Origin of the sequence: Pseudomonas sp. 24 E 13, from assembly GCF_900004715.1 — a bacterium.
Taxonomy (GTDB): domain Bacteria; phylum Pseudomonadota; class Gammaproteobacteria; order Pseudomonadales; family Pseudomonadaceae; genus Aquipseudomonas; species Aquipseudomonas orientalis_A.
Genome location: NZ_CVTO01000030.1, coordinates 1 through 10,920, shown reverse-complemented (window position 1 = coordinate 10,920; position 10,920 = coordinate 1). Strand labels below are relative to the sequence as shown.

Annotated in this window: 8 protein-coding genes; all 8 read right to left on the bottom strand. The window is 62.8% G+C overall.

Annotated features, from left to right (window positions below):
* Positions 1-601: TolC family protein (locus tag BFP90_RS01260; RefSeq protein WP_176718001.1), on the bottom strand; the 601-nt coding region annotated here is incomplete at its 3' end.
* Positions 598-1,656 carry an HlyD family secretion protein gene (locus tag BFP90_RS01255; protein ID WP_065895769.1) on the bottom strand — a complete coding sequence of 353 codons (1,059 nt, stop codon included), beginning with the start codon at positions 1,654-1,656 and terminating at the stop codon, positions 598-600. The genes BFP90_RS01260 and BFP90_RS01255, both read right to left, overlap by 4 nt.
* 15 nt (positions 1,657-1,671) lie before the next feature.
* Entirely contained in the window at positions 1,672-3,207 is a 1,536-nt protein-coding gene (locus BFP90_RS01250; protein ID WP_065895768.1) for an MFS transporter, read from the bottom strand.
* Positions 3,208-3,429: 222 nt separating this feature from the next.
* Positions 3,430-4,359 (bottom strand): LysR family transcriptional regulator, encoded by a 930-nt coding sequence (locus BFP90_RS01245; RefSeq protein ID WP_065894046.1) that lies wholly within the window; start codon positions 4,357-4,359, stop codon positions 3,430-3,432.
* Positions 4,360-4,419: 60 nt separating this feature from the next.
* A complete protein-coding gene (locus tag BFP90_RS01240; RefSeq protein ID WP_065895767.1) occupies positions 4,420-5,286 on the bottom strand; it encodes a TauD/TfdA dioxygenase family protein in 867 nt (288 codons plus the stop codon).
* Between the two features lie 229 nt (positions 5,287-5,515).
* Positions 5,516-6,880 carry an HlyD family type I secretion periplasmic adaptor subunit gene (locus tag BFP90_RS01235; protein ID WP_065886609.1) on the bottom strand — a complete coding sequence of 455 codons (1,365 nt, stop codon included), beginning with the start codon at positions 6,878-6,880 and terminating at the stop codon, positions 5,516-5,518.
* Positions 6,870-9,026 (bottom strand): type I secretion system permease/ATPase, encoded by a 2,157-nt coding sequence (locus BFP90_RS01230; RefSeq protein WP_065894044.1) that lies wholly within the window; start codon positions 9,024-9,026, stop codon positions 6,870-6,872. The genes BFP90_RS01235 and BFP90_RS01230 overlap by 11 nt, the downstream gene beginning before the upstream one ends.
* Before the next feature lie 40 nt (positions 9,027-9,066).
* Positions 9,067-10,419 (bottom strand): TolC family outer membrane protein, encoded by a 1,353-nt coding sequence (locus BFP90_RS01225; protein WP_368943714.1) that lies wholly within the window; start codon positions 10,417-10,419, stop codon positions 9,067-9,069.
* Positions 10,420-10,920: the final 501 nt, after the last annotated feature.

Genomic DNA, 10,920 nt, shown 5'->3' with positions numbered 1-10,920 from the left:
CGAGGTTTTGCTCGGTGACGGCGCGGGTGTTCTGTACGCCGCGCAGTTGGATGTAGTCCTGCGCGGTCTCGGCCAGCACCGACAGCAACACGGCGCGGCGGTCGTTTTCGGCAACGTCCAGGGTGGCGTCGGCGGCTTCGATCTCGCGCTTGACCCGGCCCCAGAAGTCCAGCTCCCAGGCAGCGGAAAAGCCCATGTCCCACTGGCTGAAGGCCGAGCGGCCGTTCTCGCCGGAGGGGTCGTTCAAGCCTTTAGCGCTGTTGCGCTTGCGCTGGTAACCGCCGCCCGCATCGACGTCGGGGTAGCGTTCGGCGGTGGTCACCTGGCGCATCGCGCGGCTTTGTTGCAGGCGGCTGCTGGCCAGCTTCAGGTCGAGGTTATCGCTGAGGGCGCGGCGCGTGAGCGCTGACAACTGCTCGTCGTGGAACACGTCCCACCAGCGCTCCTGCAACGGGTCGCTGCTGGCACGACTGGCTGCCTGACGCCCCTGGGGCTCACTCCATTGGGCCGCCTGCGGGCCTTGCGGCCGTTGGAAATCCGGGCCGACGGTGCAGGCACTCAGGCTGATGAGGCTCAAGGTGAGCCAGGCGAACTGTCTCATTGCTGGGCCACCTCAGGGTGGGGCGCGACCGCCTGTGTGTCGACACTGGCCTCCACCGACATACCGACGCGCAAGCGCTCGGTCAGCGGCTGATCGGGCTCCAGCACGATCTTCACCGGAATACGCTGCACCACCTTGGTGAAGTTGCCGGTGGCATTGTCCGGCTTGACCGCGGCGAAGGTCACCCCGGTGGCCGGTGCCAGGCTTTCCAGGTGACCGTTGAGCAACTCGCCGTCGAGGCTGTCGACGCGCACTTGCACGGTTTGGCCGGCATGCATGTGGGACAGTTGCGTCTCCTGGAAATTGGCCACGACATAGGCCTCGGCCAGCGGCACGACCGCAAGGATCTTGCTGCCCGGGGTCACATAGGCGCCGACCCGTACCGCCCGCTCACCGACCATGCCGTCCACCGGCGCGACGATACGCGTGTAGGACAGCTGATAACTGGCCATTTCCAGCGCGGCCTGGGCGCGCTTGAGCCCGCCTTCGGCGGCGTCACGCTGGGCCGTGAGGATTTCCACTTGCTTGCGTTCGGCGGCCAGCACTGCCGTGGACTTGGCCAGTCGCGCGGTGGCCTGGTCGATGCGGGTCTTGGCTTGCTGGGCGTTCTGCACGGTGCCTGCGCCGACGCCGGCGAGGTGGTTGTAGCGGTTCAGTTCGTGTTCGGCAAACGCCACTTCGGCACGGTCCGCCGCCACGGTGGCCTGGGCCTGGGCAATCACCGAACTTTGGCGCTCCAGGGTCGCGCTGGCGTTTTTCAGTTGAGCCTGGGCGACCAGGGTGTCGGCGTCGGCGGCCTGGGCGGCGGCGCGAAAGTCGCGGTCATCGATCAACGCCAACAGCTGGCCGGCTTTGACGCGCTGGTTGTCCTGCACCAGCACTTCCTTGATGAACCCGGCCACGCGAGGGGCGACCAGGGTGAAATCGGCGGCGACGAAGGCGTCGTTGGTGGTCTGGCGCCGGCTGCCCAGGAGGCCTGGCGCAACCAGGTACACCAGCACGCCGACGGCAAACACAGCGATAACGGAGACGGCGATTTTGTCTTTGCGTTTCATGAGAAATCCTTGGGGTCAGGTCGGTGCGCGAGGCGGAAAAATCCGCGTAGGCATCCAGAAAATCAGCAGGATCAGCGCCACCGCGACACCGGCCATGACGACATACAGATCCGAAGAGGTGAGCACCACGACTTGCGCGTGCAGGCGCTGCGCCAGGCCCGGCGCGTCGCCGTCGGCCAGGGGCGAATTGCCCAGGCGGTCCACCAGCATGGTCGAGTGAAAATGCCCGCGCTGGGTGGTCAGCGTATCCAGCACAGCGGTGGCGATCACGGCGGACAGGCCCTTGACGGTGTTGAACCAGGCCGAGGCGAACGGCCCTTCGATGGGCTGGATACTGCCGGTGGACAGCATCAGCAGCGGCAGCACAGCCATCGGTTGGCCGAAAATCTGCAGCAGGTACCAGCCATAAAAATCATCGCGAATCCACGCTGACGTCAGGTGCGAACTGCCGATGCAGCCCAGCACCAGCATGCCCAGGCCTATCCCGAGCACCCAGCGGCAATCGACCCGGCGCAGGTTGCACAGCGCGGCCACCAGCGGCAGCGCGATCAGTTGCGGCAGCGCCATCAGCAGCATCACCGGCGCGGTTTGCAGGGGGCGGTAGCCCTGGACCTGGGCGAGAAAACTCGACGGGATGATGATGACCGAGGTCAACACCATCAACACGCCGGCCAGCACGATCAACGCGAACGACAGGTTGCGCAGGCCGAGCATCTGCAACTTGAAGAACGGCAGCGGCTGCGACCATTCGTTGAGCATGAACAGCACCATCAGCAGCGTGCCGCCACTGAGCAGGAAGGTGATCAGGCCTGACTCGAACCAGTCCAGGCGATTGCCTTGCAACAGGCCGATCACCAGCATGCAGATGGCCGGGAAGCCCAACAGCAGACCGCGCCAGTTGAACTGCTTGAAACGCTCCAGGCGCAGCGGATCCTGCGGCAAGCCGTAGGCCACGGCGGCCATCGCCAGCAGGCAAGGCCCGACGATCTGCCAGAACGCCCATTGCCAGCCGACGTATTCGGTCCACAACGCCGCCAGCGGCGTGCCCAGGCTCGGGCCGAAGGTGGCCGTCAGGGCATAACCGGCCAAGCCGTATAACTTGACGTTGGCCGGCAGGAACCGCAGCGCCACGGTCATCAGCATCGGCGGCAACGCGCCACCGGCCAGGCCTTGCACCGTGCGCAGGAGCAGCAGGCTTTCGTAGTTCGGTGCGAACGGGCACAGGATGCCGAGCAGGGTAAACAGGCCGATGGCACACAGGGTGAAACGGCGCAGCGAGAGCGTCACCGCACACCACGGCGCGAACGCCATCGCCGCCACGGAGGTGGCGGTGTAGGCCGCGACCAGCCAGGTACCTTCGTCAAAGCCGATGTACAGCGCACCACGGATATCGGCGAGGGCGACCTTGGTGACCATCTCGTTGAGGCCGGACACCAGCACCGCCAGCAGCACGCCGACCAGGCCGATGATGATGCGCGGACCGAATACCGGTGGGCTGGGCGCAGTGGGTTGGGCTGCAGCCTCGAAGGCGGGGGCAGCGAGGGATGTCATGGACAGGTAACTCGGAATAAAGAAATACCCGAGCAGTTTAATCAGGCTCTAGCATGACAAAAAGTTACTTGTTGTCAGCTTATAAGTGCGTCAGACGCAATCCATGATTGGAGGGGCCAAGCGCTCATGTAGGAGCGAGCTTGCTCGCGAAAAACTCACAGGCGCCGTGTTCATTCAGGAAACAGGCGTTATCGTTGACGTTTTTCGCGAGCAAGCTCGCTCCTACAGACTGGCTGACGGCTGGGCTTCGAGCCAGGTGGCGTGGCAGCTTTCGCGCATGGTTTCGCGCAGCCATTTGTGTGCCGGGTCTTTGTCAAAGCGTGGGTGCCAGGATTGGGCCAATACCAGCGTCGGCAATGAGATTGGCAGCGGGAATGCGCGCAACGGCAGCTTCAGGCGCGTAGCGCTCAGGAGCGCTTCCTTGGGCACCGGCAGCAGCAGGTCGGAGTCGGGCAGCATGAACATCGCACCGTGAAAGCCCGGGGCGATCATTGCCACGCGGCGCTCCAGGCCCTGGGCATTCAACGCGGTATCGATCGGCCCACGGGCGATGCCGCGCCGCGAGATGCTGATGTGGGAATAACTGGCAAACCGCGCGGCGGTGATCTCTGCGTCGAACAGCGGATGATCTTCCCGCGCCAGGCCGACGAAGGTGGTCGAGAACAGGTTCTGCACCTTCACTTCGGGGCTCGCCGGCAGGGTATTGCTCACGCGCAAGTCCAATCGCCCTTCGCGCAGCGCTTCGTCGTCGGTGTCGCCTTCGGGCACGAAGCGCAGTTCGCAGAACGGCGCCACGCGCTGCATGGTGTCGAACAAGCGACCGCCATACACGCCGATGAAAAAGTCATTGGCGCGCACGCTGAAGCGGCGGCGCAGGGTGCTCAAGTCCACTTGATCGGCCGAGCGAAACAGCAACGCCGCCTGCTCCACCACAGTGCGCACTTGGCCTTGCAGCTCCAACGCCTTGGGGGTCGGTACCAGGCCGCGACCGGCGCGTACCAGGATCGGATCGCCGACCGCTTCGCGGATACGCGTAAGGGTGCGGCTCATGGCCGCCGGGCTCAGGTTCATCCGCCGCGCCGCGCCCACCACGCTGCCTTCATCGAGCAAGGCGTCGAGGGCGACCAGCAGGTTCATGTCCGGTAGTTGCATGCCAAGCACTCGTGATCGATCGGGAGTGAACTGGGCGCAATCCTATCAGGCTTTACCGGTTCAGAACGGCGCATCGCCCTGGATGGTGGTGCGCAACAACTTACGGCGCAGGTGGCTTGGGCAACCGGCGGCCAGGTGGATCAGCGAGCGGTTGTCCCAGAACACCAGGTCGTGGGGCTGCCACTGGTGGCGGTAGATGTTTTCCGGCAGCGCGCTGTGGGCGTAGAGCTGGGCCAGCAGGTCGCGGCTTTCGTCATCCGGCAGGCCGACGATGCGGGTGGTGAAACCTTCGCTGACGAACAGCGCCTTGCGGCCGTTTTCAGGATGGGTGCGCACGATGGGATGCACCACTTCGGCCACCTGGGCGAGCTGTTCAGGGGTCAGGGTCGGGCGCCAGTTACCTTCGAATTTGGTTTCGCTGTAACGCGCGGTGTAGGAATGCGCGGCGCGGCGCCCTTCGACGGCGTTGCGCAGGTGCTCGGGCAGTTGCTCCCAGGCCTTGTGCATGTCGGCAAACAGGGTGTCGCCGCCTTCGGACGGCAGTTCCTGGGCGTGCAGCATCGAGCCCAGGCTGGGCAGTTCCTTGTACGACAGATCCGAGTGCCAGAACTTGCCCGCATCGCCCAGGCCGATGGATTGGCCGTTTTCGATGATGTTGGAGACGATCAGGATTTCCGGGTGGTTGGCCAGCAGGAACTGTTTGAGCACGTGGATCTGCAGCACGCCAAAGCGCCGACTGAAAGCGATCTGTTGTTCAGGGGTGATGCGTTGGTCACGGAACACGATGACGTGGTGGTCCAGGTGCGCGCGGTGGATGCGGGCGAAGTCCTGGTCGTTGACGGGATGGGACAGATCCAGGCCGACGATTTCGGCGCCGACACTGCCGGGGAAGGGGCGGATGTCGAAGGTTTGAAGGGTGGCGGGCATTGGGTTCACTTCCGGCGGACAGGGCAGTGAATTTATAGGCCTGAGAATGGAAGTTTAAATACTGTTAGGGCATATCCATATGCATTGGTGATGCTGAGGGCCCTATCGGGGGCAAGTCGAATCGTCGCACCGCCCCTCCCACACTTGATTTGTGAACACATTTAAAATGTGGGAGGGGCGGTGCGACGATTCGACTTGCACCCGATGAGGCCGGAGCAGGCGATAGAGATCAGCGCTCGTGCAACGCCTCCGCCCGCGCCTTGATGATCGGCTTGAGCAGGTAGCTGAGGATGCTTTTCTTGCCGGTGATGATGTCCACCGAGGCAACCATGCCGGGGATGATCAGCAGCGGTTTCTCATCGGTGCCCAGGTGGCTGCGGTCGGTGCGCAGGGTGATCATGTAGTAGGTGGTTTTCTTGTCTTCATCGGTGATGGTGTCGGCGCCGATGCGTTCGAGCTTGGCCTTCAGGCCACCGTAGATGGTGTAGTCATAGGCGGTGAATTTGACCACCGCTTCCTGTCCAGGGTGCAGGAAGGCGATGTCTTGCGGGCGGATCTTGGCTTCCACCAGCAGGGTGTCGTCCAGCGGTACGATTTCGACCATGTCGCTGCCCGGCTGGATGACGCCGCCGACGGTGTTGACCAGCAACTGCTTGACGATGCCGCGCACCGGCGAGGTGACCAGGGTACGGCTGACGCGGTCTTCCAGGGCGCGGCCGGTGGATTCGGCCTTGTTCAGTTCGGTGCGCGCTTCGTTGAGTTGGGTCAGGGCTTCGCTGCGGAATTTGCCACGGGTCTCGTCGATCTTGCGCTGCACTTCCTTGATCGCCGATTCGGCGCGCGGGATCGCCAGGGTGGTGGCGTCCAGTTGGCCCCGGGTTTCCATTTCGGCGCGCTTGAGGCGCAGCACTTCCACCGGCGACACCGCGCCCTGGGCCACCAGCGGCTCGGACATGTTGATTTCCTGGCGTTGCAGGGACAACTGGCTGCGGTACTGGCTTTGCTTGGAGGTGAACTCACGCAACTCCTGTTGGCGCTGCACCAGTTGCTCCTGCAAACCGCCGACTTCGTCTTTCAACTGCTGGCGGCGGCTTTCATACAGTGAGCGCTCGTTGGCGGCCTGGCTGGGCGCGGCCTTGAGCACATCGTCGGGAATCGTCAGCGGGCGGTCGTCCACCTGCGCACTCAGGCGCTCGACGCGCAACTGCATGGCCAGGCGCAGCGCTTCGGTTTCCCCGGCGTTGGACACGAACCGCGTGTCGTCCAGACGAATCAAAGGCGCGCCGGCCTCGACGATCTGGCCTTCCTTGACGTACAGCTCGGCGACAATACCGCCTTCCAGGTTCTGGATTTTCTGCAGCTTGGACGACGGAATCGCCTTGCCGTCGCCACGGGTCACTTCGTCGATTTCGGAGAAACCCGCCCACACCACCAGGAACACAAAGAACGCGATGATGGCCCAGATGGTCAGGCGGATGACACGCGGCGCATCTTCGATCAGCGCTTTGTTGACCTCGGGCAGCGGCTGGCCCTGCAGCGAGTCGGAACCTTTGAAGTAGCGCCCGACCGCGCTTTTGATGGAGTTAAGCGACACTGATCTGCCCCTTTTTCAACGCTTCCATGACCACGGCTTTCGGGCCGTCCGCGAGGATCTGCCCACGGTCGACCACCAACAGGCGGTCCACCAGGGACAGCAGCGAGGCACGGTGCGTCACCAGGACTACGGTCTTGTTTTGCACCACGGCATGCAGGCGTTGTTTCAAGCGTTCTTCACCGGTGTTGTCCATGGCGCTGGTGGGTTCGTCCAGCAGCAGGATGGGCGGGTTGAGCAGCAATGCACGGGCCAGGGCGACGTTCTGGCGCTGGCCGCCGGACAGGTTCTGCCCACGCTCGCCAACCTGCAGCTCATAGCCTTGCGGGTGCAGGCGCGCGAATTCGTGCACACCGGCCAGTTCGGCGGCTTGCAGCACCATCTCGTCTTCGACGTACCGTGCACCGCTGACCAGGTTGTCACGCAGGGTGCCGGCCAGCAGTTGGATGTCCTGGGCGACGTAGCCGATGTTGTGGCGCAGTTCGCTGACGTCGATCTGGCGCACGTCCACGCCGTCCACCAGCAACGCGCCGGAGTCGGGTTGATACAGGCCGACGATCAGTTTGGCCAGGGAGCTTTTGCCCGAGCCGCTGCGACCGATGATGCCGATCTTTTCCCCTGGCTTGATCACCAGGTTGATGTTTTTCAGCGCCGGATTCTGTTGGTTCGGGTAGGTGAAATTCAGGCCCCGGCACTCGATGGCGCCTTGCAGGGTGCGACGGCTCATGGGGCGCTCTTCGAAATTGCGCTCCTGGGGCAGCTCCATCATCTGGTCCACCGAGGTCATGGTGACCTTGGCCTGCTGGTAACGCGTGAGCAGGCCCGACAGCGAGGCCAGCGGGCTCAACGCGCGGCCGCTGAGCATGTAGCAGGCAATCAGGCCGCCCATGCTGAGGTTGCCGTCGATGATCTGGTACACGCCGAACACGATCATGATCACGCCGGCCAGTTGCTGGATCAGCAGGGTCATGTTCATCGACAGGCCCGACAGCAATTTCACCCGCAGCTCGAGCCGGCTCAAAGTGCCGATGGTCTGTTCCCAGCCGTACTGGCGTTCGCTCTCGGCATTGTTGACCTTGACCGCATCCAGCCCGGCGAGGGTTTCGATCAGGCTCGACTGGCGTTCGGCGGCCAGGGCCATGGTGCGTTCCATGGTCGCGACCAAAGGTTTTTGCAGGGCGTAGCCGATCCCCAGCGCAATCGGGAACGCCAGCACCGGAATCCACACCAAATGGCCACCGAGCAGGGCGATCACCAGGAAGATCAGCAGCGTGAACGGCAGGTCGATCAGGCTGGTGAGGGTCAGGGAGGCGAGGAAGTCGCGCAGGCTCTGGAACTCATGAATGTTCTGCGCAAAGCTGCCGACGCGCGCCGGGCGGTACTTCATCGACATGCCGACTATGCGCTCGAACAAGGTGGCGGAGATGATCAGGTCGGTTTTTTTACCGGCCAGGTCCAGGCACAGACTGCGCAGGCTCTTGAGCACCAAATCGAACAGATAGGCGCCGCAGATGCCCACGGCCAGCACCCACAGCGTAGAGGTGGCCTGGTTCGGCACCACGCGGTCGTACACGTTCATCACGAACAACGGCGCGGCCATGGCGATGATGTTGATCAGGAAGCTGGCGGCGATGGCGTCGGTATAGAGCCAGCGCGAACGCTTGAGCGTGTCACGAAACCAGGATCGGGCCCGGGGAATCAGCGTGCCGTGGTTAACGTCGAATTTGTGCTGCGGCTGGGCAAAGAAGACTTTGCCGGTGTAGTCGTCGACCAGCAGCTCGCGCTTGATCAGCACTTCACCGCCATCGCTTTCGCTGAGCAGCACCCGCGCCTGATCGTCGCCTTCCCAGCCGAGCAGCACGGTACTGCGCCCGTCCTTGAGCAGCAGCAGCGCCGGTAACGCGATGGCCGGGATCTGTTCGAGCCTGCGTTGCAGCAGCCGCCCCTGCAGGCCGGCCCGCGCGGCGGCACGCGACAGCAACTCGGCACTCAGGCGCTGCGAAGGCAGCGGCAGGCCGGTGGTGAGCATGGCCGCGCTGGCCGGTTTCTGATGCAGGGCGCAGAGTGCCAACAACCCGTCGAGTAACGGGTCGTCGTGCAGCGTGCGTGGATCATGACTGAGGTGAACTCGACTGACTTCGGATTCCACGCGGTGCACTCTCGACTAACAGATGGGGCTATGGGGTGACTCAGTTCATTCCAGGCAGTTGAACTTTGGGCTTCACATCGTTTTGCACGACGGAGGCCATTGGAGCGACGACGCCTTGGCTTTTGAGCAATTCGCCCATGGTCGCCTTGATTCGGTACTGAGTAAATAACTGAATATTCTTGATCTCTTCCAGGCGACGCGAAGCGGTGAACAATTCGTTCTCGCTGTCGAGCAAGTCCAGCAGGGTACGTTGGCCCAGGCTGAACTGTTGCTGGTAGGACGTGCGCACGCGGGTGCTGTGGTCCACGTACTGCTGGGCCACCGGCAGTTGCGCGTTGGCGTTGTTCAAGGCGTTCCAGGCCAGGCCCAGTTCTTCATTGAGCTGGCGCAAGGCGTTGTTGCGGATGTCCAGGGCCTGGTTGGCCTGGTATGACTTCGATTGCAGGTCGGCCTTGTTGCTGCCGCCGGCAAACAGGTTGAAGCGCATGCGCACCATGGCTTCCCAGCCGTTGCTGTGGTTGGCGTCACCGGAGACGTTGTTGTCGGCGTTGGTGCCCAGCTCAGCGTCAAAGCGTGGATAGAAGCTGGATTTGGCGGCCGCGTATTGCTTCTCGGCGGCGGAGATGTCCGACTCGGCCGAGCGCAGCACCGGGCTGTTGTCGAGCATCTGGCGCCGCGCTTCATTCAGGTCGGCCGGGAGCATGGCCATGAACGGCGCCGGGCGCTCGAGCTGGTCGGGCATCTCGCCAACGGCGCTGAGGTAGTTGGTTTGCGCATCCGCCAGGTTGGTCTGCTCGGTGATCAGGTTGTTGCGGGCCTGGGCCAGACGCGCTTCGGCCTGGTCCTGGTCGGCGCCGTTACCGACGCCGCGCTGGGTGCGCAACTTGATCTGATCGTAAATGCGTTCGTGGTTGCGCAGGTTTTCTTCGGCCAGGCGCACGAACTCGCGGCGGGTCAGCACTTCCAGGTAGACCTGGGCAACGGTCAACGCGGTGCGCTCGGACGTACCGAGCAACGAATAGGCACGGGAGTTGACGTTGGCCTGTTGACGCCCGACTTCGCTGGAAGTGGCGAACCCATCAAAGATCATTTGCTGCAGGCGCAGGCTGGATTCACCGCGATTGAGGGTGTCCCAGTGGTTGCCGCCCGTGCCGTTCGCGGCGCGGGTGGAAGCGTTGTCGGTGCCCGCACGGCCATAGCCGGCATTCAAATCGACACGCGGCAGATACCCACCCTGCGCCGCACGCAATTGGTAATCGGCGGCGATGCGGCTGTTTACACCCGCTTGAATTTCAGGATGCACATCCATTGCCTGCTGCATGGCTTGAGGCAGCGTCTGGGCTTGTACAAAGCTGGCGGCGAGAACGAACGGTATTGCCTTGAACAGGTGCAGACGCATTAAAAATTCCCCAGGACTTCTTGTCTCAAATCACAGCGATTGGCGCCGCCGCGTCGGATAATGGCTAGCGTAATGACCGTACGTCGGAAAGTTCAAAAAGCGGAACTGCTTCACACATGTAGGACGGTTCGCCGCATAAATATCAATGTGACATTACGGGGGCGATTGTTTAGGATGGCGACCATAAGGTCAATAGTTTGGCATAAACTAGATAGCTAAAAATTCTAGCCAATAATTTGACGTCAGTAAGTGTTCAGACTACGCCCCCTCCAGTTTGGCCCTCCCTATTGAGCGGCCACATGGAATCATCAGAAACGGATCGCCGGAGAAATATTTAATGAGCAATGTTGTTGCCATCGTCAAAAGCATTGTTGGTCAAGTGTTCGTTATTTCTCCGGAAGGGGCACGCCGTGTTCTGGTTGAGGGTGATCGCCTGTTTGCGGGCGACCAGATTGATACGGGCCTGTCGGGCGCAGTGAGCCTGGAGCTGGCTGA